General features: G+C 73.3%; 15 protein-coding genes. 6 read left to right on the top strand and 9 right to left on the bottom strand.

All coding sequences use genetic code 11. The annotated features are described in order from the left end of the window. Positions 1–20: 20 nt before the first annotated feature. The 4 genes from aroA to ACFC0G_RS31410 all read right to left on the bottom strand — a co-directional run bounded on the left by aroA (position 21) and on the right by ACFC0G_RS31410 (position 6,202). Complete coding sequence (gene aroA / locus ACFC0G_RS31425) at positions 21–1,256, bottom strand: 3-phosphoshikimate 1-carboxyvinyltransferase (protein ID WP_376409688.1); 1,236 nt, start codon at positions 1,254–1,256, stop codon at positions 21–23. Positions 1,257–1,452: 196 nt separating this feature from the next. Beyond that, entirely contained in the window at positions 1,453–3,381 is a 1,929-nt protein-coding gene (locus tag ACFC0G_RS31420) for an acyl-CoA dehydrogenase family protein (protein WP_376409685.1), read from the bottom strand. A gap of 189 nt (positions 3,382–3,570) precedes the next feature. Further along, positions 3,571–5,016: an aldehyde dehydrogenase family protein gene (locus ACFC0G_RS31415; RefSeq protein WP_376409682.1), complete on the bottom strand. Its 1,446-nt coding sequence runs from the start codon at positions 5,014–5,016 to the stop codon at positions 3,571–3,573. A 208-nt stretch (positions 5,017–5,224) separates the two neighbouring features. Further along, positions 5,225–6,202 (bottom strand): EamA family transporter, encoded by a 978-nt coding sequence (locus tag ACFC0G_RS31410; protein ID WP_376409679.1) that lies wholly within the window; start codon positions 6,200–6,202, stop codon positions 5,225–5,227. 155 nt (positions 6,203–6,357) lie between these two features. Between ACFC0G_RS31410 and ACFC0G_RS31405 the strand changes: the two genes are divergently transcribed. Continuing rightward, positions 6,358–6,558, top strand: coding sequence for a hypothetical protein (locus ACFC0G_RS31405; protein WP_376409676.1), 201 nt, complete (start codon positions 6,358–6,360; stop codon positions 6,556–6,558). Between the two features lie 22 nt (positions 6,559–6,580). On the opposite strand, the gene ACFC0G_RS31400 is transcribed toward ACFC0G_RS31405, so the two are convergent. Next, positions 6,581–8,134, bottom strand: coding sequence for a PucR family transcriptional regulator (locus ACFC0G_RS31400; RefSeq protein WP_376409673.1), 1,554 nt, complete (start codon positions 8,132–8,134; stop codon positions 6,581–6,583). 83 nt (positions 8,135–8,217) lie between these two features. After that, on the bottom strand, positions 8,218–10,713 hold the full coding sequence (locus ACFC0G_RS31395) for an ATP/GTP-binding protein (RefSeq protein WP_376409670.1): 2,496 nt from the start codon (positions 10,711–10,713) through the stop codon (positions 8,218–8,220). A gap of 278 nt (positions 10,714–10,991) precedes the next feature. Between ACFC0G_RS31395 and gabT the strand changes: the two genes are divergently transcribed. The 4 genes from gabT to ACFC0G_RS31375 all read left to right on the top strand — a co-directional run bounded on the left by gabT (position 10,992) and on the right by ACFC0G_RS31375 (position 16,986). Beyond that, complete coding sequence (gene gabT / locus ACFC0G_RS31390; protein WP_376409667.1) at positions 10,992–12,326, top strand: 4-aminobutyrate--2-oxoglutarate transaminase; 1,335 nt, start codon at positions 10,992–10,994, stop codon at positions 12,324–12,326. Positions 12,327–12,666: 340 nt separating this feature from the next. Further along, positions 12,667–13,263 carry a phosphatase PAP2 family protein gene (locus ACFC0G_RS31385; protein ID WP_376409664.1) on the top strand — a complete coding sequence of 199 codons (597 nt, stop codon included), beginning with the start codon at positions 12,667–12,669 and terminating at the stop codon, positions 13,261–13,263. Next, positions 13,206–15,683 carry an McrB family protein gene (locus ACFC0G_RS31380; protein WP_376409662.1) on the top strand — a complete coding sequence of 826 codons (2,478 nt, stop codon included), beginning with the start codon at positions 13,206–13,208 and terminating at the stop codon, positions 15,681–15,683. The genes ACFC0G_RS31385 and ACFC0G_RS31380 overlap by 58 nt, the downstream gene beginning before the upstream one ends. Beyond that, positions 15,676–16,986 carry an McrC family protein gene (locus ACFC0G_RS31375; RefSeq protein ID WP_376409659.1) on the top strand — a complete coding sequence of 437 codons (1,311 nt, stop codon included), beginning with the start codon at positions 15,676–15,678 and terminating at the stop codon, positions 16,984–16,986. Before ACFC0G_RS31380 ends, ACFC0G_RS31375 begins: the two co-directional genes overlap by 8 nt. Positions 16,987–16,998: 12 nt before the next feature. On the opposite strand, the gene ACFC0G_RS31370 is transcribed toward ACFC0G_RS31375, so the two are convergent. Next, positions 16,999–18,744: a chitinase gene (locus ACFC0G_RS31370; protein WP_376409822.1), complete on the bottom strand. Its 1,746-nt coding sequence runs from the start codon at positions 18,742–18,744 to the stop codon at positions 16,999–17,001. Positions 18,745–18,912: 168 nt separating this feature from the next. Then, complete coding sequence (locus ACFC0G_RS31365; RefSeq protein WP_376409656.1) at positions 18,913–19,386, bottom strand: hypothetical protein; 474 nt, start codon at positions 19,384–19,386, stop codon at positions 18,913–18,915. Positions 19,387–19,626: 240 nt separating this feature from the next. Here ACFC0G_RS31365 and ACFC0G_RS31360 point away from each other — a divergent pair, with 240 nt between their 5' ends. After that, positions 19,627–21,993, top strand: coding sequence for an MMPL family transporter (locus ACFC0G_RS31360; protein WP_376409653.1), 2,367 nt, complete (start codon positions 19,627–19,629; stop codon positions 21,991–21,993). Between the two features lie 22 nt (positions 21,994–22,015). Here ACFC0G_RS31360 and ACFC0G_RS31355 read toward each other — a convergent pair whose 3' ends face one another. Next, positions 22,016–23,434 (bottom strand): NAD(P)/FAD-dependent oxidoreductase, encoded by a 1,419-nt coding sequence (locus tag ACFC0G_RS31355; protein ID WP_376409650.1) that lies wholly within the window; start codon positions 23,432–23,434, stop codon positions 22,016–22,018. Positions 23,435–23,458 lie beyond the last annotated feature (24 nt).

Below are 23,458 nucleotides of genomic sequence, written 5' to 3'. Positions count from 1 at the left end.
CCCCAAACGCTGTGCGGACTTCACGGGGTGTGGACAAACGCGTCGAAGACCCGGTGGAAGTCGGGGAACGTCTTCTTCACACAGCCGGGGTCGTCGAAGGTGATCCCGGGGGTGCGCAGGGCGGTGACGGCGAAGGACATGACGATCCGGTGGTCGCCGTGGGTGGCGATCTCGACGGGTCCCGTGGGGGTGCCGGGGTGGATCTCGATCCAGTCGGGGCCGGTGTGGACGGTGATGCCGAGGCGGCGGAGGTTCTCGGCGCAGGCGTCGAGGCGGTCGCACTCCTTGACCCGGGTGTTGGCGACGTCCTCGATGCGGACGGGGCCGTCGGCGAAGGGGGCGAGCGCGGCGAGGGTCGGCATGGTGTCGGAGATGTCCCGCATGTTGACGGTAAGTCCGCGCAGGGTGCCGGTGGAGCGGACGGTCGTGCCGGTGTCGGTGACCTCGACGTCGGCGCCCATGCGGCGCAGGACGTCGACGAAGGCGAGGTCGCCCTGGAGGGCGCCGGTGCCGAGGCCGGGGACGGTGACGGAGCGGCCCGGTTCGAGGGCGGCCGCGGCGAAGAAGTAGCTGGCGGTGGAGGCGTCGGGCTCGATGCCGTACGTCCTCGCCCGGTAGCCGGTGGGGGCGACCCGGTACGTACGGCCGTCCTGGCGTACGTCGGCGCCGAAGGCCCGCATCATCGCGAGGGTGATCTCGACGTACGGCTCCGAGACCAGGTCGGTGACGGTGATGTCGAGGCCCTCGGCGGTGAGCGGGCCCAGCATGAGCAGGGCCGTCAGGTACTGGGAGGACTGCCCGGCGTCGAGGGTGAGCGCGCCGCCCTTCACGCCGCGGGCGTGGACGTCGAGCGGGTGGTGGCCCTCCTGCTCGCCGTGCCGGAGGTCGACGCCGAGGGTCCGCAGGGCCTCCGTCAGGGGGGCGAGGGGGCGCCGCCGCATCTGGGCGGAGGCGTCGAAGCGGTACGTGCCGCGGCCCGCGGCGGCGAGGGTGGGCAGGAAGCGGGCGGTGGTGGCGCCGTCGCGGCAGTAGACCTCGGCGGTGTCCGCGCCGGGGCCCGCGGGGCGGCCCTCGATGTGCCAGGCGTCGGGCTCGCGGCGGACGGCGTACCCGAGGGCGGTGAGGCCTTCGGCGAAGCCCTCGGTGTCGTCGGAGACGAGCGGCCGCAGGAGGGTGGTGGTGCCCTCCGCCGCGGCGGCGAGGAAGAGCGCGCGGGCGGTGACGGACTTGGAGCCGGGGATGTCGATGACGGTCACGCCCCTCATCCTGCCGTTCCGCCCCGCCGGGCGGACCCGCGTTCCGCATGGCGGAACGCGGGCGGGGCTCGGCGACGGCGCGGGCGGGGCGTCGGCGGGACGCCGGAGACGGCGCGGGCAGGGCGTCGGCGGGGACGCCGGAGACGGCGCGGGCAGGGCGTCGGCGGGGACGCCGGAGACGGCGTGGGCGGGGCGCTCAGGGGATGCGGCGGTGGACGTCCTCCCCCGTCGCGGGGCCGGGGGTGGCGTCCGCGATCCACGGGCCGTCGTCGCCGGGGTCGACGATGCCGGCCTCCAGCCAGGTGTACCGGCCGTCGAGGACGCCGTCGACGATCCGCCGGTCGAGGTCGTCGGTGTTGGACCAGAGGCGGCCGAAGAGCTCCTCGGTCCGCAGCCGGGCCTGCCGGCAGAAGGCGTCCGCGAGCTCGTGCGCCTCCCGGCCGTGGTCGCCGGTGGTGCGGAGGAGTTCGGCCCGTACGCAGGCGGCGCTCATCGCGAAGAGCTCCGCGCCGATGTCGACGATCCGCCCGAGGAAGGCCTGCTTGAGCTCCATGCGGCCCTGCCAGCGGGACATCGCGTAGAAGGTCGAGCGGGCGAGCTTGCGGGAGGTCCGCTCGACGTACCGGAGGTGTCCTGCGAGGTCGCCGAACTCTCCGTACGCCCCCGGCAGCTGCCCCGGCCCGGCGACGAGTCCGGGCAGCCAGCGGGCGTAGAAGCCGCCGGCCCGCGCACCGGCCCTGGCCTTGTCGGCGAGGGAGGTGTCGGGGTCGATGAGGTCGCCGGCGACGGAGAGGTGGGCGTCGACCGCCTCGCGGGCGATCAGCAGGTGCATGATCTCGGTCGAGCCCTCGAAGATCCGGTTGATCCTCAGGTCGCGCAGGAGCTGCTCGGCGGGGACCGCGCGCTCGCCGCGGGCGGCGAGGGAGTCGGCGGTCTCGTAGCCCCGGCCGCCGCGGATCTGGACCAGTTCGTCGGCGATGAGCCAGGCCATCTCGGAGCCGTACAGCTTGGCGAGGGCCGCCTCGATCCGGATGTCGTTGCGGTCCTCGTCGGCCAGCTGGGAGGCGAGGTCGACGACGGCCTCCAGGGCGAAGGTGGTGGCCGCGATGAAGGAGATCTTGGTGCCGACGGCCTCGTGGCGGGCGACGGGCCTGCCCCACTGCTCGCGGACGCCCGACCATTCGCGGGCGATCTTCAGACACCATTTGCCGGCGCCCGCGCAGGCCGCGGGGAGCGAGAGGCGGCCGGTGTTGAGGGTGGTGAGGGCGATCTTCAGGCCGCTGCCCTCGGGGCCGATGCGGTTTCCGGCCGGGACGCGGACGCGGTGGAAGCGGGTGACGCCGTTCTCCAGGCCGCGCAGCCCCATGAAGGCGTTGCGGTGCTCGACGGTGATGCCGGGCGAGTCGGCCTCGACGACGAAGGCGGTGATGCCGCCGCGGTGGCCCTCGGAGGCGGGCACGCGGGCCATGACGACGAGGAGGTCGGCGACGACGCCGTTGGTGGTCCACAGCTTCACGCCGTCGAGGACGTACGTGTCGCCCCCGTCCTCCGGCACGGCGGTGGTGGCGAGGCGGGCCGGGTCGGAGCCGACGTCGGGCTCGGTGAGGAGGAAGGCGGAGAGGTCGGTACGGGCGAGGCGGGGCAGGAACGCGTCCTTCTGCTCCTGGGTGCCGAAGAGTTTCAGCGGCTGCGGTACGCCGATCGACTGATGCGCGGAGAGCAGGGCGCCGACGGCGGGGCTCGCGGAGCCGACGAGGGCCAGGGCGCGGTTGTAGTACAGCTGGGTGAGGCCGAGACCGCCGTACGCCGGGTCGATCTTCATCCCGAGCGCGCCGATCTCCTTGAGCCCGGTGATCGTCTCGTCGGGGATGCGGGCCTCGCGCTCGATGCGGGCGCCGTCGATCCGGTTCTCGCAGAACGTCCGGAGGGTCGCGAGGAAGGCCTCCCCGCGCCGGACGTCCTCGTCGGCGGGGAGCGGGTGGGGGTGGATGAGGTCCAGGCGGAACCGGCCGAGGAAGAGTTCCTTGGCGAAGCTCGGTTTGTGCCAGTCCTGCTCGCGCGCGGCCTCGGCGGTCTGCCGGGCCTCGCGCTCGGTGACCTTGGGCCGCTGGGTGGGTGCGGACATGGACACCTCCTCGGGTTTCCTGTCCGTCGTACCCGATTTCCGCGGGTTCGGAAAGAGGAGCGGAGCGGCCCCGGGGGCCTCGGCGTCCTTCCGGTGAGACGCACCCGACCGACACGCGAAAGACGGCCCGAGCCCCCGCACAGTGGGCTCGGGCCGTCTGGCCTCGTGGCGTACGCCGTGGCGTACGACTTACAGCGCGAGGCCCGTCAGGACCAGGACGCGCTCGTAGGTGTAGTCGTCCATCGCGTACTTGACGCCCTCGCGGCCGACGCCGGAGCGCTTGACGCCGCCGTACGGCATCTGGTCGGCGCGGTAGGACGGGACGTCGCCGACGATCACGCCGCCGACCTCCAGCGCGCGGTGGGCGCGGAAGGCGGTCTGCAGGTCGTGCGTGAAGACGCCCGCCTGGAGGCCGAAGTCGGAGTCGTTGACCGCGGCGAAGGCCTCGGCCTCGCCGTCGACCTTGGCGATCGTCAGGACCGGGCCGAAGATCTCGGCGCGGGCCAGGGTGACGCCGGCCGGGATGTCGGTGAGGACGGTCGGGGCGTACGTGGCGCCCTCGCGCTTGCCGCCGGCGAGGAGCTTGGCGCCGGCCGCGACGGCCTCGTCGACCCAGGACTCGACGCGCTGGGCGGCGGCCTCGTCGACGAGCGGGCCGACGTCGGTGGCGGCGTCGGACGGGTCACCGGTGACCTGCGCCTCGACGGCGGCGACGATCTTCGGCACCAGGCGGTCGTAGACCGAGGCGTCGGCGATCACGCGCTGCACGGAGATGCAGGACTGGCCGCCCTGGTAGTTGGAGAAGGTGGCGATACGGCTCGCCGCCCAGTCCAGGTCGGCCTCGGAGGACCAGTCGGGCAGGACCACGGCCGCGGCGTTGCCGCCGAGCTCCAGGGTGCAGTGCTTGTGCGGCACCGACTCCTGGATGGCGTAGCCGACCTTGTCCGAGCCGGTGAAGGAGATGACCGGGAGGCGCTCGTCCTTGACGAGGGCGGGCATGCGGTCGTTCGGCACGGTGAGGATCGACCAGGAGCCGGCCGGCAGGTCGGTCTCGGCCAGGATCTCGCCCAGGATCAGGGAGGAGATCGGGGTCGACGGGGCCGGCTTGAGGATGATCGGGGCGCCGACGGCGATGGCCGGGGCGACCTTGTGGGCGCTGAGGTTCAGCGGGAAGTTGAACGGCGCGATGCCGAGGACTACGCCCTTGGGGATACGGCGGGTGAGGGCGAGGCGGCCCGCGCCGCCGGCCTCGGTGTCCAGGCGCTGGGCCTCGCCGGCGTTCCAGCGGCGGGCCTCCTCGGCGGCGAAACGGAAGACGGAGACGGCACGGCCGACCTCGCCGCGGGCCCACTTGACGGGCTTGCCGTTCTCGGCCGAGATCAGGAGGGCGATCTCCTCGGTGCGCTCGGCGAGCCGCTTCGACACGTGGTCGAGGGCGGCGGCGCGGACGTGCGCCGGGGTCGCGGCGAACTCGTCGACGACGGCGTGCGCGGCGGCGACGGCCTCCTCGACCTGGGCCTCGGTGGGCACGCTGACCTTGCCGACCAGACGTCCGTCGAAGGAGTTCGTGACGTCGAAGGTGGCCTCGCCGGTGGCCTCGCGGCCGGCGAGCCAGAAGGCGTGGGTGGTCGTCATTGCGTCCCGGCCCTTTCCGTATCGGGGGTGCGAGCGATCGCTCTCGTCACACGTTAGGGCCGGGGCGGCGGGCGCGGGCTTGTCCGGTATGGAGTAGTGGGGTGGAGGCTCTGTCCGCTTCGGCCGAAGAGCCGCCGGGCCCGTCCGCACCCGCGCCCGTCCTCACCCGCACCGCCGCCCGCACCACCGCCCGCACCGCCGCCCGCCGCTACCTGCGCCGTTCCGTCGAGACGATCAGACAGACGCCGGCCACGACGATCGCGCCGCCGAGGAGGAGGGGCCAGGTCAGCGCCTCGTTCAGGACGAGGGCGCCCAGGGCGACGGCGACGACGGGATTGACGTACGCGTAGGTGGCCACCAGGGAGATCGGGGCGGCCTGGAGGAGCCAGGCGTACGCGGTGAAGGCGATCAGCGAGCCGAAGACGACCAGATAGGCGAGGGCGGCCCAGGAGCGGGTGGAGACCTCGGAGAGGGCGAAGCCGTGCTGCTCGCCCCGGACCAGGCCGACGGTGAGGCCCGCGATGCCGCCGGCGATCATCTCGTACGCGCTGGCGGTGAAGGGGTTGGCCGGCATCGGCAGGCGCGAGGAGGAGAAGGAGCCCACGGACCAGCAGAGGGTCGCGGCGACGACGAGGAGGACGCCGCCGATCCGCACGTCGCCGCTGAGTCCGGGGAGGGTCAGGACCGCGAGGCCGGCGAGGCCGAGGAGGACGCCGGCGGTGCCGCCGAGGGTGGGGCGCTCGCCGGAGACGGCCTTGAGGACGACGACCCAGGCGGGGACGACGGCGATGAGGAGCGCGGCGAGACCGGACGGGATGGAGGTCTCGGCGAGGACGACCAGGCCGTTGCCGCCGAGGATGAGGAGCAGGCCCACGAGGACGGCCGAGGCGAGCTCCCTGCGGGTCACCTTGAGGGCGGCGGGGCCCTGCCGCCAGGCGATGATCCCGACGAGGAGCAGTCCGGCGGTGACGAAGCGGGCGCCGCCGGAGAGGAAGGGCGGCACGGTCTCCACGACGATCCGGATGCCGAGGTAGGTCGATCCCCAGACGACGTACACGATGCCGAGCGCGGCCCAGACGGCGCCGGTGATCCGGCGGGCGGACACCACCGCGGCGGGCTTGGCGGTACGGGGTTCGGGGGCGGCCTGCTGCGTCTCGGGGGCCGGATCGACGGCGGGGCTTGTCATGTGCAGGAGAGTAGGGAGTCCGGGAGGTGATCGACAAGAAAACTGCCCGGATTCGGGCAGGAATCCCGGAATTCGGACGGTCGCGGCGGGGTAAAGGTCCTTCGGTGCCGGGGTGGCAGGATGATCCCGACCGCGTACGCGAATGGGGGAAGAACATGATCCTGATGGTCCTGATCGGCGTGCTGGTGCTTGCCGTCGGAGGGTGCGTCTGCGTCGTGTGGGCGTCGCGGGGCGGCCCGCGCTGGGTGCGCGGGGTGGCCATGGCGACCCTGCTCGGCGGGGAAGTGGTCCGCGACCACCAGCGGCGGAGCCGCACGCGGCAGGGCAACGGCGACGACGGCGCCCTCGGCGAGTGACGGCACCCTCGGCGAGCAGGACCTACGGGGTGTCCTCGCCCGTCGCCTTCAGCGCCAGCCACAGCTCCATCCGTACGTCCGCGTCGTCCAGCGAGCGGCCCAGGATCTCCTCCACGCGCCGCATCCGGTAGCGCAGGGTGTGCCGGTGGACGCCCAGGTCCGCCGCCGCCGCGTCCCACTGGCCGTGCCGCGAGAGCCAGGCGCGCAGGGAGGCGACCAGGTCGCCGCGGCCCGTCGCGTCGTGCTCCCGCAGCGCGCGGAGCATGCCGTCGGCGAAGGCGCGGACGGCGTCGTCGGCGAGGAGCGGCAGCACGGAACCTGCGGCCAGCTCCTCGTGCTCGACGAGCGCGCGGCCCCGCCGCCGGGCCACCGCGAGGGCCTGCTCCGCCTGCTTGTACGCGACTGCCGCGGCGACCGGACCGGCCGGGGCCGAGAGTCCGACGAAGACCCCGGCCTCGTCCGCCTCCCGGTCCGCGTACCCGTGGCAGGCGGCGGCGACCGCGCCCCCGTCCCCGGCCAGGACGACGAGCCGCCCCTCGCTCTCCGGGACGGTGAGCACCGCCTCGCCCGCCCGGGCGGCGGCCGTCTCCAGGGTCTCGGCGAGAACCGGCAGCGGGGCCTCCCCCGCGGGCTCGCCGGCGGCGGGCTCGGCGACGACCAGGCGGAAGGGGGCGTCGAGCAGCCCGCCGTACACGTCCCCCGCGACCGCGCGGGCGTGGTCCGGCTGGCCCGCGAGCAGCATGCGCAGGACGGCCGCGCCGAGCCGGTGCTCCGCGGCCTGGAGCGCGCGCGAACGCTCCGTCGTGAGGGTGAGCAGGGCGATCGCCGAGTGCACCGCGTACCGCTCGGCCGTCCCGAGGGGGGCGCCCGTGCCGACCGCGAGCGCGCCCCGCACGCGCCGCCCGGTCCCCAGCGACTGGAGCTCGACCCGGTCGTCCGTACCGCCCACGACGGCGCTCGCGGGCGCGGGCCGGTCCCGGAGCCGCTCCACGTCGGGGGTGAGCCGGGCGGCGCGGCGGGCCGCCCACTCGGGTGAGACGGCGACGACCGTGCCGGAGGTGTCGTACAGCGCGGCCCAGCCGTCGACGTGCGCGGCGAGCCGGGCGACGACGGCCTCCGGGCCCTCGGCGAGGGCGGCGCGGGTCAGCTCGCGCTGGGCCTCGAATCCGGCGGTGACGGCCCGGTACTGGTCGGCGGAGATGGCCGCGGAGACCGCCTTGCTGATCGCCAGGAACGGGGTCCTGCGCGGCACCTCCAGGAGCGGCAGGTGCTCCTCGCGCGCCGCGTCGAGCAGGGCCGTCGGAATGGACTCGTAGTTGACGCCGACGGCGAACCCGAGGCCGACGACACCCGCGCCGAGCAGCCGCCGCACGTAGCGGCGCATCGCCTCCAGGTCCTCCGCGTCCAGCGTGAGCGCGGTGGTGAGCAGGAGCTCGCCGCCCTCCATGTACGGGACGGGGTCGGCCAGTTCGCTGACGTGGGCCCAGCGGACGGGGGTGTCGAGGCGGTCCTCACCCGCGCGGACGACCAGCTTGAGGGCGGAGTGCTGCACGAGCGAGGCGAGGGTGGGCGGCATTGGGGACCGTCGGACCTTTGAGCGAGGGGGCGCCGCTCAGCCGAGCGGCGCCCCCGATTGTGCCAGGGCGGCAAGAGCCTCGCTCAGCCGCGGAGCTCGACGAGGAGCGGTGGGGTGTGTTCGCCGCGCACATGGGTGAGGGAGAGGACGGCGTGGCCGGGGGGCACGGCGTGCGCGAGGTCGGAGGCGGACCACCGCTCGCGCTCGACCTCCCGTACGGTCACGGCCTCGGTGGTCACGGCCTTGCCGGTCACCAGCTTGCGCAGGGCGTGGAAGGCCCGGGTCATCGGCTGGTCGGCGAAGACGGTGTGGTGGGCCACCTCGGTCGTCTCCACCCGTTCGGTGCCCCACGCCTCGGCGAAGGCGCGGCCGTCCCAGGTGGGGAGCCCGGCGAAGGCCATCCGGCAGCCGACGCCGGCGAGGAGCGGTCCGTGGAGGGCCGCGGGCACCTCCGCGAGGGTACGGAGAGCCAGCACGACGCCCGCGTTCTGCGGGCGCAGCCGCTGGAAGGCCCGGACGGTGCCCGGCGTGAGCGCGCCCGCCGCGTCGTCGAGCACCAGGCAGGCGAAGTGCCCGCTCCCTGCGCGGTCCCGGGTGACCTGCTGGAACTGGGCGAGCAGCATCCGGTTGAGCAGCCGCGCGGCCTCCTCGTGGCCGCCTTCCGGCAGGCAGATACGCACCCGCATCGGGTGCTGGGCGACGGCCCGGAGGGAGAAGGGCCGCGCGTCGCGGCCGCCGCCGAAGAACTCGGCGAAGACGGGCCGGTCGAGGGCGGTGAGCCGGTCGGCGAGGACGGGGCCCACGTCGGTCGCGGTGCCGACCTGACGCATCCGGGACTCCAGCTCGCGGCGCATGGCCTGCGCGCCGTCGGCCGGCAGCAGGTCGAGCAGCGCCGCCAGGACCTCGGAGCGGGCTTCGAGCAGTTCCCGCAGGACCGGCACGGTCGGGAAGCGCCCGTACGCGGCCCGGTACGGGCCGATGAGCTGGGCGAGCACGGTGGCGGCGCGCCGGGTCTCCCCTCCTTCCATGTCGCCGACGAGCCCTTCGGCGAGGAAGGCGGCGGCCTCGTCGGGGTCGGTGGCCCCCGCGTACAGGTCGAGGTCGTACCGGGAGGAGGGGTCGCCGAGGCGGACCACGACGTCGTACGCCTCGTCGGGGCCGAGCGGTGCCCCGGCCGCGCCGACGGCGACGACGGCGCAGGCTCCGGTGAGCGCCTGGAGGGTGAGCGACTCGACGACGGGCGCGACGAGCGAGCGGGTCTTGCCCGCGCCGGAGGGGCCCACGGCGAGGAGGGAGGTGCCGAGGAGTCCGGGGTCGAGCGCGAGACCGGCGCCGTGGTAGGCGTGCGGGGTGCGCTCGGCGGCCGTGAAGCGCCCCACGCGGACCTGCCCTAGGAGCAGGTCGTGGGTGGCCGAGCGGCCGGGCAGGTCGCGGTCGCCGGACGGATGCGCGCCCGCCGCGGCGCCCTGGCGGAGGAGGGCGTCGACGAGGGCGGTGCGGCGGGTGGCGTCCCGGCCGCTGTTCTGCCAGGTGCGGCGCACCCGTGCGCAGTCGACGTCGTTCATCCGGCCGGTGACCAGTTCGCCGGCGAGCAGGTCGGCGGCGCGGTGCTCGCCGGCGTCCCTGAGCTCGGGCCATTGGGAGCGGGGGGTCTCGGTGGGGGCCGGGCCGGCCGGCGCCGGGGTCGGGCCGGAGGCCGACCGGGCGCGCGCCTGCCGGAAGAGGACCGCCCATTCCCCGATCCGGGCGAACGGCCAGAGGACCGCCGCCGTGACCAGCAGGCGCATGGGGTAGACGAAGAAGGGCGAACCGGGGATGTCCCAGCCGCCGGTGACCAGGGCGGCGAGGCAGGCGAGCGGGTCGACGAGGGGCAGCGGGGGCCAGCCGAGGCCGAGGGTCTCGGAGAAGACGAACCCCAGGACGATCAGGGCTCCCGCTGCCGCGAGCGCGGCGCGCACGGGCGGGCGGCAGCGGCCGAGGTAGTGGCGGGTGACCTTGCCCCAGGAGCCGAGGGCGCCGATCGCCCACACGAGGACGAGGAAGAGGGCGCCGTCGAAGACGCTGTGGGCCGCGACGCCCTGCCAGTCCTTCGGCGAGGTGGTGAGGGCGTACCACCAGTCGTTCGGGGTGAGGGTCCGCAGCAGGACGTCCGCGTACGGGAGGGTGTTGTTCCGCCAGGCCGACCAGATGACCAGTCCGACGGCCATGGGGATCAGCATGCCGACGAAGGTGACCGGTGCGAGTCGCGCGGTCGCCTGCGGCGGCGGCACGTGCCGGAACCGCCAGATGCCGAGTCCGGCCTTGGGGCGCGGCGCGTCCAGCCACTCGACGACGGCCGCGGAGGCCGGTGCTCCCACGACCCCGGGAGCCCGGGACGGCGGGACGCTCGGCGGGGGCGGAACGCTCGCCGGGGACGGGACGCCCGGCGGGGAGGCGGGCGCGGCGGGGTGGACACGGTAGGCCGGGGGTGTCGGGGGCGTCGGGGGAACCACCGGTGCCGAGGCGGGTGGCGGGCCCGCCGGGCGGGGAACCGCGCCCCCCTTGGTGTCGCGTGACTCGTACGTGCCGTCGGTCTCCATCTACCCCTGCCCCCTGACCAGCCAGGTCGCCGCCTCTGTGCCCTCGTCAATCTAGTGGGCCGGGCGCGCCCCGGAGGGGTTTCGCGCACCCGTACGGCCGATCGCCGCCGAGTGGCGGAAACGGTCACCCTGGGGGGTGGAAACGGAGTCGCCATGTCCAACCCGGACAACGGCACACCCGCCACCACTCCCGATCGGCGCATGCCGCACCCCCTCCCCCGCGCCTAGCCTGCGGAGGAAACCCGCAAGTGCGTCCAGAACACCCCCAGGAGCCCCGCATGAACGCTGTCCCGCAGGAGCGGCGCGTCGTCACCGCCATCCCCGGTCCGAAGTCGCTGGAGCTTCAGGCCCGCCGTCTCGACACGGTCGCCGGTGGCGTCGGCTCGACGCTCCCCGTCTTCACGAAGCGGGCCGGCGGCGGCATCATCGAGGACGTCGACGGCAACCGTCTGATCGACTTCGGCTCCGGCATCGCCGTGACCTCCGTCGGCGCCTCCGCCGAGGCCGTCGTCCGCCGCGCCGCCGCGCAGCTCCAGGACTTCACGCACACCTGCTTCATGGTGACGCCGTACGAGGGTTACGTGGAGGTCTGCGAGGCGCTCGCCGAGCTGACCCCGGGCGACCACGCCAAGAAGTCCGCGCTCTTCAACTCGGGCGCCGAGGCCGTCGAGAACGCGGTGAAGATCGCCCGCTCGTACACCAAGCGCCAGGCCGTCGTCGTCTTCGACCACGGCTACCACGGCCGTACGAACCTGACGATGGCGCTGACCTCGAAGAACATGCCGTACAAGCAGGGCTTCGGTCCGTTCGCCCCCGAGGTCTACCGCGTGCCGGTGGCCTACGGCTACCGCTGGCTGACCGGTGCCGAGAACTGCGGCCCCGAGGCCGCCGCCCAGGCGATCGACCAGATCAGCAAGCAGATCGGCGCCGACAACGTCGCCGCGATCATCATCGAGCCGGTCCTCGGCGAGGGCGGCTTCATCGAGCCGGCCAAGGGCTTCCTGCCGGCGATCGTGAAGTTCGCCAACGACAACGGCATCGTCTTCGTCGCCGACGAGATCCAGTCCGGCTTCTGCCGCACGGGCCAGTGGTTCGCGTGTGAGGACGAGGGCATCGTCCCGGACCTCATCACCACCGCCAAGGGCATCGCGGGCGGTCTGCCGCTCGCCGCCGTCACCGGTCGCGCCGAGATCATGGACTCCGTCCACGGCGGCGGCCTCGGCGGCACCTACGGCGGCAACCCGGTCGCCTGCGCCGGTGCGCTCGGCTCCATCGAGACGATGAAGGAGCTCGACCTCAACGGCAAGGCGCAGCGCATCGAGGAGGTCATGAAGGCCCGCCTCACCGCCATGCAGGAGAAGTTCCCGATCATCGGCGACATCCGCGGCCGCGGCGCCATGATCGCCATCGAGCTCGTGAAGGACCCGGCGACCAAGGAGCCGTTCGCGGAGGCCGCGGGCGCCCTGGCGAAGGCCTGCCACGCCGAGGGCGTGCTGGTCCTGACCTGTGGCACCTACGGCAACGTGCTGCGCTTCCTGCCGCCGCTGGTCATCGGCGAGGACCTCCTGAACGAGGGCCTCGACGTCATCGAGAACGCGTTCGCCCAGATCTGAGCGGAGCGGGTCCGAAGGGCCCGGTTCTCACACACCGTGTGAAGACTCTGTGGGGGGCCGATGGCGGGATGCCTTTCCCGCTGTCGGCCCCCTCTTCTCTGGCGTACGGTTTCTGCAGATGAGAGAAACACCCCGGGCGGAGCCTCCCCAGCCCCGCCCACACCGTGCCTTGGCGCACACCGCTGGAGCTTCACGCTCCGGGACTCCTCACCGATCGGATGGCCGCCCGCCCCACACCCCCCGGGGCGCGCGGCAGCCCGATCCCCTCGGCCGCCCTGGAACCACCCCCCCTGTTCCAGGGCGGCCGGCTCTCTTCTCGGCGCTCGTCGCCCTCGCCGTCGTGACCTGGCAGGTGCTCGTCCACGGCCCCTTGGCCAGGCTCGACGAGCGGGTGTCCCGCTCCCTGGTGGACTCGGTCCCCCGCCCCCTGAGCGAACTCGCCGCCGACCTCGGCAACATGACGGTCGCCCTTCCGGTCCTCGGCTGCGCGATGGCGTACGCGGTGTGGCGCGGCCGGCGGGCCGCCGCCCTGTGCGCGGGGCTGGCCATGGCCCTCGTACCGCTGCTGGTGGTTGCGTTGAAGGAGTGGACGGCCCGGCCCGGCCCCCTGGAGCCCTGGGCCGCCGGCTACTACCCCTCGGGTCACACGGCGACCGCCATGGTCGCCTACGTCGGCGCGGCCTTCCTCGTCTCGAACCGGCTGATCCCCGTCGCCGTCGCCCTGACGGCGATCACGGGCACCGGCCTGATCCTGCGCGGCTACCACTGGCCCCTGGACGTCCTCGCGAGCGTCGCGCTCTGTCTCCCTCTTCTCCGGTGGCCGGTGTACGCCGCGCGGTACGGTCGTGCCGCGCCGGGCGCCCGGCAGAGGGAGGGGTCATGGGGGACGCGGACCAGCGGTACGCCGTCACGGTCGGAGGACGGGCCCACGAGCTGATCCCGTCGGGCGGCGAGGTCATCCTCCCCGGCCACGGAAGCAAGCTCCACCACGACCCGGGCTGCGGCCACCTCACCGATTCCGCGGCGCTCCCGAGGTACCCCGATCCCGACGGCCTGCTCTGGCGCCGCGTGCTCGACGCGGAGGATCCGGCGGCCTTCGCCGCGGAGGCCGGGCTGTTCAACGGCAAGGGCCGGCCGGTCACGGGAGTCTGCTCCTGCGCGCTGCGCCCCGTGACCGAGACGCACGCCGAGACCCTCGCGTACTGGCCGGTCGACGACGCCCTGAAGGTCTTCGACCGCCGCCGTCACCAGGCCGCGGTCGAGGCGGCGGACCGGGACGCGGCGGCGATCCGGGCGGCCTTCCCCTGGGAGGAGTGGCCCACGCTGCCGGTCGAGCGCTACGCCCTCGGGCAGCCGGACGCCGACGGTCAGGTCTACAGCCACGCCCTGGAGTACGGCAGCAAGGCGCTCGGCAGCATCACCGGCGGCTCGGCGATGAAGCACCTGGTCTATTACAGCCGCCGCGACCACGGCTGGTGGTACGACAAGGGCCACGGCAGCCTCGACGAGGCCTGGACGGCGGTCCGTTCCGGGATCGTGGAGGCGGTCACCGCCGCGCGCGAGGGCCGCGTCCGGGACATCGACGACCTTCCGGCCGTGCGCTCCGGCATCACCGTCGTCGCGAAGACGCTGCGCGTGTACGCCCCCGAGGCGATCCTGCCGATCTACGCGGACAGTTTCACGCAGCACTACCTCGACCGGCTGGCGTTCCCCGGCGCCTCGGCGGTGCTTCAGCCGTTCACCCGCAAGGAAGTCCTGAAGTCCCTGCTGGACAAGGATCCCCGGTTCGCCGGCTGGGAGCCGCAGCTCGTCTGGTACTTCCTCGACTGGTGGGCGCCGGTCCGCAGGACCGCGGCCCGGGTCGTCCGGATCGGTCTGTCGGACCCCGCGCACTGGGAGCGGTTCCGCGCGGAGGGGCGCATCGGCGTCGACGCCGAGGAGGCCGGTGACCTGCACGGGTACGCCGACCTGGACGAGTTCAAGGCCGCGTACGCCGAGGCCGTCGCCGACAGCGGGGTTCCGGCGGAGCGGGCCGCCGGGCGGGCGGCGGACCTGTGGCAGCTGCTCGAACTGCGCGTCGGCGACCGCGTCGTGGCGGCCACCGGCCGCAGCGACGTCCTCGCCGTCGGCCGGGTCGTCGGGGACGGGTACCAGTGGCGGGGAGAGCTGCCCGACCACCGGCACACGGTCGGCGTGGAGTGGGACGAGTCGTCCGCGAGGAGTCTCGACCAGCCGGTCGCCGAGTGGGCGGGCCGGACCGTCACGGAGGTGCCGTCCGCGCTGTGGCGCCGGATCCAGAAGCCGGCCACCGCCCCGCCGGCGACCGCTCCGGGCGTCACCGGGGCCGGACCGGAGTCGGCCGAGGCGGAGAACGGCGCCGACCCGGTGGAGATCCCTCCGCTGGAGGACGACCTCCAGCAGATCGACGACGCCCTCGAACGGCGCGGGCAGGCCGTCCTGTTCGGGCCGCCCGGCACCGGCAAGACGTACCACGCGCTGCGGTACGCCGTACGGCGGCTCGGCGAGCTCTCCGACGACCTGCCCGGGGTGGATCCGCTCGCCGAACCCGGCACGCCCGCCTTCCGGGCGACCCTCGACGCACTCACCGCGTCACAGCGGCTGACCATGGTCACCTTCCATCCGAGTTACGGGTACGAGGACTTCGTCGAGGGGCTGCGCCCCGTCAAGGGCGCCGCCGGGCTCGCCCTGGAGCCGGCCCCGGGCGTCTTCAAGCGGGTCTGCGAGACCGCCGCGGCGAACCCCGGACGCCTGCACCTCGTCGTCGTCGACGAGCTCAACCGGGGCAATCTGCCGCGCATCCTGGGCGAGTTGGTCACCGTACTGGAGAAGGACAAACGCGGACTGCCCGTCACCCTGCCGCTGACCGGCGAGCCCTTCAGGGTGCCGTCCAACGTCCGGATCCTCGGCACGATGAACACCGCCGACCGCTCGATCCGGATGCTCGACGCGGCGATCCGCCGCCGCTTCACCTTCCTCGAACTCCTCCCCGATTCCGGCCCGTTGCTCGACCGGCGGGTCGGGGAGCTGCATCTCGCGGCCTTCCTCGACGAGCTGAACCGGCGCATCCGGAGCACCCTCGACCGCGAGAAGCAGATCGGACACGCCTTCTTCCTGCCCGAGGGCGTGCCGATCGCCGACCCGGCGGAGTTCGCGGCGGTGATCCGGGGCGAGATCCTGCCGCTGCTCCAGGAGTACGCGTACGACGACTACACCCTGCTCGCGGGCTTCCTGGGCGAGGAGCTCGTCGACCCGGTGACGCACACCCTGAGGGACGTCGCCGACGAGCGGCTCGTCACCCTGCTGTACGAGGAGCTCCAGGTCGGCGCGGGTGAGTAGCGGTCCGGCGCGGGTGGGCGGCGGTCCGGCGCACGAGCTGTGCGAGTACGGGACGAAGGTCTTCGGCGGGGTGCGCCTGACGGACGCCGACCGACGGCTCCTCGCCGACGGCGCCCTGGCCTCGCGGCTGCGGGTGCGCGAACTCGCCGGCGGGAAGCTGGAGGTGACGGCCACCCAGTACGTGGGGACGCTGCGGCTCGACGGCTGCGAGATCCGGGTCCGGCCGAAGTACCTCGGCACCGAGCTCGACGTGCTGCGGATGATCGATCTGGCGTGGGGCGCGGCCCGCGACCCGCTGCCCACCGTCCAGGAGTTCCGGGAGGGGCCGCCGAACCTCCGCGATCTGGTCTGTCTGATGGTCGTCGAGCACGGCGAGCGGCTGCTGCGGCACGGGGTGCGCCGCGACTATCTGACCGTCGAGGACGACCTGCGGGTGGTACGGGGCCGACTGCTGCCGGACCGGCAGCTGCTGAGGCACCACGGCCGGCTCGACCGGCTGGCCTGCCGTTTCGACGAGCACGAGGCCGACATCGCCGACAACCGGCTGTGCGCCGCCGCTCTCGCGCTCGCGGCCCGTACGGCCCGCGCGCCCGGGGTGCGGGCCCGCGCGCGACGCGCCGCCGCCGCGTTCGCGGCGCACGCCCCGACTCCGCCGGGGGACGTCGGGGCGCTGCTGTCCGGGCTCGTGTACCACCGGCACAACGAGCACTACCGGCCCGCGCACCGCTGGGCCCGGCTGCTGCTGTGCGGGGGCGGTCTCGACGGGCTGTTCGCCTCGGGGCCGCTCGCGGCGCGGGCCTTCCTCGTCGACATGAACAGCCTGTTCGAGTCGTTCGTGACCCGGCTCGTCGAGTGGGGCGCGGCCGGTTCCGGGCTGCTCGTGACCCCGCAGGCCGGGCAGCGGCGGGTGCTGTTCGACGAGCGGGCGGGGCGGAGCCACGGGGAGGTGCGGCCGGATCTGCTGGTCTCGGGGCGGCGGGACGGTGAGGTGTTCCGGCTGCCGGTGGACGTGAAGTACAAGCTGTACGACGCGAAGAAGCTCTCTCCAGCGGATCTCTACCAGGCGTTCCTGTACGCGCGGACGCTCGGCAGGAGCCCCGGGGGGAAGCCGCCCGTCTGTGTGCTGCTGCATCCGGGCGACCGGCCGGCGGGGCGGGTCCGGGTGGCCGTGCGCGAGCTCGACGGGCCGGTGGCGGGGCGGGTGAGGGCAGTGCCGGTGGATCTGCGGGCGGTGCTCGGTGAGCTCGCCGGGCCGGGGCCCTCGCGGGCCGCGGCCCGGCTGTTCACCGAGCTGCTCAACTGATCCTCGGCCGGTTCAGCTCCACTTGTACGCGTCGAAGTTCTGGCTGAACTGCCACTGGTTGTAGCGGTCCCAGTTGATCGACCAGGTCATCAGGCCGCGCAGCGCGGGCCAGGTGCCGTGGGTCTGGTAAGTGCCGCAGTCGGTCTTCTTCGTGAGGCAGTTGAGGGCCTTGTTCACCTCGGCCGGGGCCGTGTGGCCGTTGCCCGCCTGGGTGGAGGCCGGGAGGCCGATGGCGACCTGCTCGGGGCGGAGCGCCGGGAAGAAGCGTTCGGTGTTGCCTGCGACCGGGAAGCCGGTGAGCAGCATGTCGGTCATGGCGATGTGGAAGTCGGCGCCGCCCATCGAGTGGTACTGGTTGTCCAGGCCCATGATGGAGCCGGAGTTGTAGTCCTGGACGTGGAGCAGGGTGAGGTCGTCGCGCAGGGCGTGGATGACCGGGAGGTAGGCGCCCGCGCGGGGGTCCTGGCCGCCCCAGGGGCCGGAGCCGTAGTACTGGTAGCCGAGCTGGACGAAGAAGGTCTCCGGGGCCATCGTCAGGACGAAGTTCTGTCCGTACTTGGCCTTGAGGGTCTTGACCGCCTGGATCAGGTTGACGATGACCGGGCTGGTCGGGCTGCGGAAGTCGGTGTCGCCGGTCTGGAGCGAGAGGGAGTGGCCCTCGAAGTCGATGTCGAGGCCGTCGAGGCCGTACTCGTCGATGATCTTCGAGACGGAGGAGACGAAGGTGTCGCGGGCGGCGGTGGTGGCGAGCTGGACCTGGCCGTTCTGGCCGCCGATGGAGATGAGGACCTTCTTGCCCGCGGCCTGCTTGGCCTTGATCGCCGCCTTGAAGTCCGCGGCGGATTCGACGTTCGGGCATTCGGTGGCGGGGCAGAGGCTGAAGCGGATGTCGCCGGAGGTGACGGAGGTCGGTTCGCCGAAGGCGAGGTTGATGACGTCCCAGGAGTCGGGGACGTCGGCCATGCGGGTGTAGCCGGAGCCGTTGGCGAAGCTGGCGTGGAGGTAGCCGACGAGGGCGTGCGCGGGCAGGCCGGGGGTGCCGCCCCCGCCGCCGCTGGTCGTGGTGGCGGTCACGGCGGCCGACTTCGGGGACTCGCCGGCGCTGTTCACGGCGGTGACCTGGAAGGTGTACGGGGTGGAGGCCGTGAGCCCGGTCGCGGTGGCCGAGGTGCCGGTGACCGTCTGGATCTTCGTGGTGCCCCGGTAGAGGTTGTACGAGGTGGCGCCGGAGACCGCGGTCCAGGTGAGCGGCACGGTGGTGGAGGTCGGGGAGCCGGCGGCGAGGCCGGTGGGGGCGGCCGGGAGCTGGACCGGGTCGCCGCCGGGGCCGAAGAGGGAGAGGTCGTCGGCCTGGTAGGCGGGGGTGCCGTACCAGCCGTGGGTGTAGATGGTCACCGAGGTGGTCGAGGCGCCGGTGGTGAACCGGGTCGAGAGGCGCTGCCAGTCGGGGGCGGAGCCCGTCCAGGTGGAGACGTCGGTGGTGCCGGTGCCGGAGGCGCCGAGGTAGACGTAGCTGCCGCGGACCCAGCCGCTCAGCTCGTACGAGGAGTTGGGCTTGACGGTGACGGTCTGCGAGCACTTGGCGTTGTCGCTGCCGGCCGGGGTGGCCTGGAGCGCCTTGGTCCCGCCGTGTACGGGCGACGAGACGGCGGCGCCGCTGCCCGCCGTGCAGGTCCAGCCGTCGAGGCCGGCCTCGAAGCCGCCGTTGCGGGCGAGTTCGGCGTCGGCGGCCTGGGCGGCCACGGGGGTGAGCGCCATGAGCCCGCCGGCGGCGAGGGCGCCCGCCAACAGCAGGGTGAGGGGTCTGGTGCGGTCCACAACTGCCTCCGGGGGTGGGGGAATCGAGGTGGAGCGCGCCACAGCATGGTCCAGACCAATCAAGTGGTCAAGACCTCTGTCTCGTGCGGAGCTTGCCCGCGGCTCGCGTCAGACCTCGGCCGCCCCCTCTTCTCCCCTGGCCAGTCGGCCCGCCGCCTCGTGCATCGCCAGCTCCAGGAGCGAGGTGTCGTTGAGGGTGCCCATCCCGTCCGGCGCCACCAGCCAGCGGACGCCACCGGTCACGCGACCCGGGTACGGGACGACGATCCAGGTGCCGGAGCCCGCGCCGCGCACCCCGGTGCCGAGCCAGCGGGCGACGGTGCCCGGCGGGACGAAGAAGCCGATCCGCGCGTCGCCGAAGTCGGCGAGGACCGGTCCCGGCCGGTCGACCAGGCGGCTCAGCACGTCGAGCGTGGGGTAGCCGAGCTCCCCCGGCAGGATCAGCACGTCCCAGCGCCTGCCGGCGGGCAGCAGCGCGACCCCGTGCGGGTTGCGCTCCCACTCCCACCGGCAGGCCTCGGGATCCGGTGCCACCGACGCCAGCCATTCCACTGCGGCCTTGGCCGCCCCCGAACCAGTCATGGCCAACGGCCTCCTTCTCCTGCGTGCGGACACCTTGTCCACCCGCAGAGAGCGGGGTCGGCGCCGATCATTACGCGGGTTCGGGCCACTGATTCACCGTGACCTGCATCACAGGGCGAGCGCGCCCGATCGGGTGGACGGCGGGCGGCCTGGTCGGCGGCCTCCCTCGCTCGCCCGTCCCCACGTGGTCGTATGGGCCTCCGCCAGCCCGGTCACATCGCCCTCGCCACGGGAGTAGCCATGCCGTTTCCGCAGTCGCCGGGTGGTCCCGCACCGGACGGTTCGGCGCCGGGCGGTCCCGTGCCGGCCGGCCGGCACTCCGGCAAGGGCCTGCTGCGGAGAACGGGCGAATGGTGCGCCCGTCACTTCGTCGTCGTACTGGCCGCCTGGGTCGTGGCCCTGGGCGCCCTGGTGGGGCTGAACCACGCGTACGGAGGCGAGTACTCCGACAACTACTCGCTGCCGGGCACCCAGTCCCAGGAGGGGCTCGACGTGCTGCGTGCGCACGAGCCCGCCGCCGGCGGCTACAGCGCCCAGGTGGTGCTGTACGACGGGGCCAAGCCGCTCACGGACGCCGGTGACCAGGTCTCGTCCGCCGTGGACGCGCTGAAGAAGCTCCCGCACGTCCTGAACGCCACGAGCCCGCTGCCGGCGTCCGGCACGCAGCCGACTCCCCCTCCCGCGGGCACCCCCAACGTCGGCCCGCTGTCCACCGACGGGAAGACCGGCTACATCACCGTCCGCTTCGACGTCCAGCCCGGCACCCTGGGCGACGGCTATCTGACCGGGGTGGACAGCGCCGTGCAGCCCCTGCGCGCGGCCGGGGTCCAGGTCGAGTACGGCGGGTCGCTGGGTGAACTGGCCCGGCCCGAGGCCGACGACCGGACGAGCGAGGCGATCGGGTTCAGCGTCGCGATCATCGTGCTGATCATCGGCTTCGGCAGCCTGATCGCCGCCGTGCTTCCGCTGATCACCGCCCTGGTGGCGGCCGTCTGCGGCCTCGCCGTGCTGGGGCTCCTCGCCTCCGTGTGGACCTTCGCGACCGTCTCTCCCACCCTCGCCACGATGATCGGCATCGGCGTCGGCATCGACTACGCGCTCTTCCTGATCACCCGGCACCGGCAGCTGCTGATGAACGGCCGGGATCCGGTCACGGCGGCGGGCCTCGCCACCGCGACCAGCGGGCGGGCCGTCCTCGTCTCGGGCTGCACCGTCGTCATCGCCCTCGGCGGACTGTGGGTCTCCGGACTGAGCTTCATCGGACTGCTCGGCCTGGCCGCGACCTCCACCGTCGTCACCGCCGTCGCCGGAGCCCTCACGCTCGTTCCGGCGATGCTCGGGCTCATCGGCCGCCACATCGACCGGCTGCATCTGCGCACGCCGGTCGCCGAGACCGAGCCGTCGACCGGCGGGACCGGTGAAGCGACCGGCGAGACGGCCGGTGAGGAGGCCCACGGCACCTGGCACCGCTACGCCCTGCGCGTGGAGCGCCGCCCCTGGTGGTTCCTGACCGCGGGCGTCGTCGTCCTCGCGGTGCTCGCCATCCCCCTGTTCTCCATCCAGCTCGGCCACATCGGCGACGGCGCGGACCCCGAGTCCTTCACCGACCGGCGCGCGTTCGACCTGATGTCCACGGCCTTCGGCCCCGGCTCCAACGGGCCGCTGACCCTGGTGATCGACCAGACCTCGGTCCCCTCGGCCGACCGCTCCTCCCTGGCGAGCCAGGCCCAGAAGGCGCTCACCGGGGTCCCCGACGCCCTCCTGATCACCCCGCTCACCCCGACCTCGGACGGCGACGTCCTGATCGCCACGGCCTACTCGACGGCCGCGCCGCAGGACGAGAAGACGACGTCGCTGGTCAACCACCTGGCCGACGACGTCCTCCCGCAGGCCGTCGACGGCACCACCGCCGCCACGTACATCACCGGCACCACCGCCGCGCAGGTGGACTTCCTCGACATCGTCTCCAGCCGGCTGGTGCTCATCATCGCCGTGGTCGTCTTCCTGGCGTTCCTCGTCATCCTGATCGTCTTCCGCGGCCCGCTCGTGGCCCTCAAGGCGGCGGTGCTCAACCTGCTGTCGATCGCCGCCTCGTACGGCGTCGTCGTCGCCGTCTTCCAGTGGGGCTGGGGCGGCCCGGCGCTCGGCGTCTCCGGCGACGTCCCCATCGAGAGCTACGTGCCGATGATGATGTTCGCCATCGTCTTCGGCCTGAGCATGGACTACGAGATCTTCCTGCTGTCCCGGGTCCACGAGGCGTGGCTGCGCACCGGCGACGCGAAGGCGAGCGTGGCGCACGCCCTGGAGATCACCGCGCGCGTCATCACCTGCGCGGCGCTCATCATGGTGAGCGTCTTCGCGGCCTTCATCCTCAACGACAGCATCGTGGTGAAGATGATGGGGCTCGGTCTGGCCGCGAGCGTGCTCATCGACGCGACGGTCGCGCGGCTGCTGCTCGTGCCCGCGGTGATGACCCTGCTCGGGAAGTGGGCCTGGTGGACCCCGCGCTGGCTGGACAGGATCCTGCCGCACGTCGACACGGAGGGCGAGGGCGAGCTGGCCGCGGCGGACGGGAACGGCGCGGCGGGGCCACGGAAGACACCGTGACCCCGCCGCGGGAATCCACCGCCTAGCTGTCGAAGCCCAGGCCCAGCTTGTCCATGGTCTTCAGCCACAGGTTCCGCCGACCGCCGTTCTCGTCGGCGCGGGCCATCGACCACTTGGTGATGCCGATGCCGGCCCAGGCGATCGGCTCCGGCGGGAACGGCAGCGGCTTCGAGCGGACCATGTCCAGCTCGGTGCGCTCGGTGCGCTCCCCCGCGAGCAGGTCGAGCATGACGTCGCCGCCGAAGCGGGTGGCGCCGACGCCGAGGCCGGTGAACCCGGCCGCGTAAGCGACCTTGCCCTGGTACGCCGTACCGAAGAAGGCCGAGAAGCGCGAGCAGGTGTCGATCGCGCCGCCCCAGGCGTGGCTGAAGCGCAGGCCCTCCAGCTGCGGGAAGCAGCGGAAGAAGTGCTTGGCGAGCTTGAGGTAGGTCTCCGGGCGGTGGTCCATCTCGGCGTCGAGCTTCCCGCCGAAGGGGTAGATCGCGTCGTAGCCGCCCCACAGGATCCGGTTGTCGGCCGTGATCCGGAAGTAGTGGAACTGGTTGGCGGAGTCCCCGAGGCCCTGCCGGTTCTTCCAGCCGACGGAGGCGAGCTGCTCGGGGCTGAGCGGCTCGGTCATCAGGGCGTAGTCGTACACCGGGACGGTGTACGCCCGGACCCGCTTGACCAGCGACGGGAAGACGTTGGTGCCGAGCGCGACCCGGCGGGCGACGACCTTGCCGTACGGCGTGCGCACGCCCATGCCGGCGCCGACGGAGACCAGCTCCAGACCGGGGGTGTTCTCGAAGATCCGGACACCCAGGTCGAGGCAGGCCTTCTTCAGGCCCCAGGCCAGCTTGGCCGGGTTGAGCATGGCGACGCCGCGGCGGTCCCAGAGGCCGCCGAGGAAGGTCGGCGAGTCGACCTCGGCCCGGACGGCGTCCCGGTCGAGGAGTTCGAGGCCGTCCGCGAGACCGAGCCGCTCGATCTCCTCGTACATCTCGGTCAGTTCCTCGACCTGGTACGGCTCGGTGGCCACGTCGATCTCGCCGGTGCGCTCGAAGTCGCAGTCCAGCGAGTAGCGGGCGACCGCCTCCTCGATTCCGTCGAGGTTGCGCTCGCCGAGCTCCTCCAGCTTCGGCAGCTCGCCCGGCCAGCGGGCGAGCCCGTTGCCGAAGCCGTGCGTGAGGGAGGCGGCGCAGAAGCCTCCGTTGCGGCCCGAGGCGGCCCAGCCCACCTCGCGGCCTTCGATCAGGACGACATCCCTGGAGGGTTCGCGCTCCTTGGCGAGGAGCGCGGTCCACAGTCCGCTGTAACCGCCGCCGACGACGAGGAGATCGCACTTCTCGGTGCCGGTGAGGGCGGGCAGGGCTCCGGGCTTGCCGGGGTCTTCCAGCCAGAAGGGGACGGGCTGGGCGTCGGAGAGAGATTGTGCAGCGAGACGCATGGCGACGGGGGCCATGGTTTCCAACTCCTTCGGTGCCTG

Origin of the sequence: Streptomyces sp. NPDC056169 (assembly GCF_042268445.1) — a bacterium.
In the GTDB taxonomy this organism is placed as follows: Bacteria; Actinomycetota; Actinomycetes; order Streptomycetales; family Streptomycetaceae; genus Streptomyces.
The sequence above is the reverse complement of the archived record's forward strand: the minus strand, read 5'-3'. Positions and strand labels throughout refer to the sequence as shown.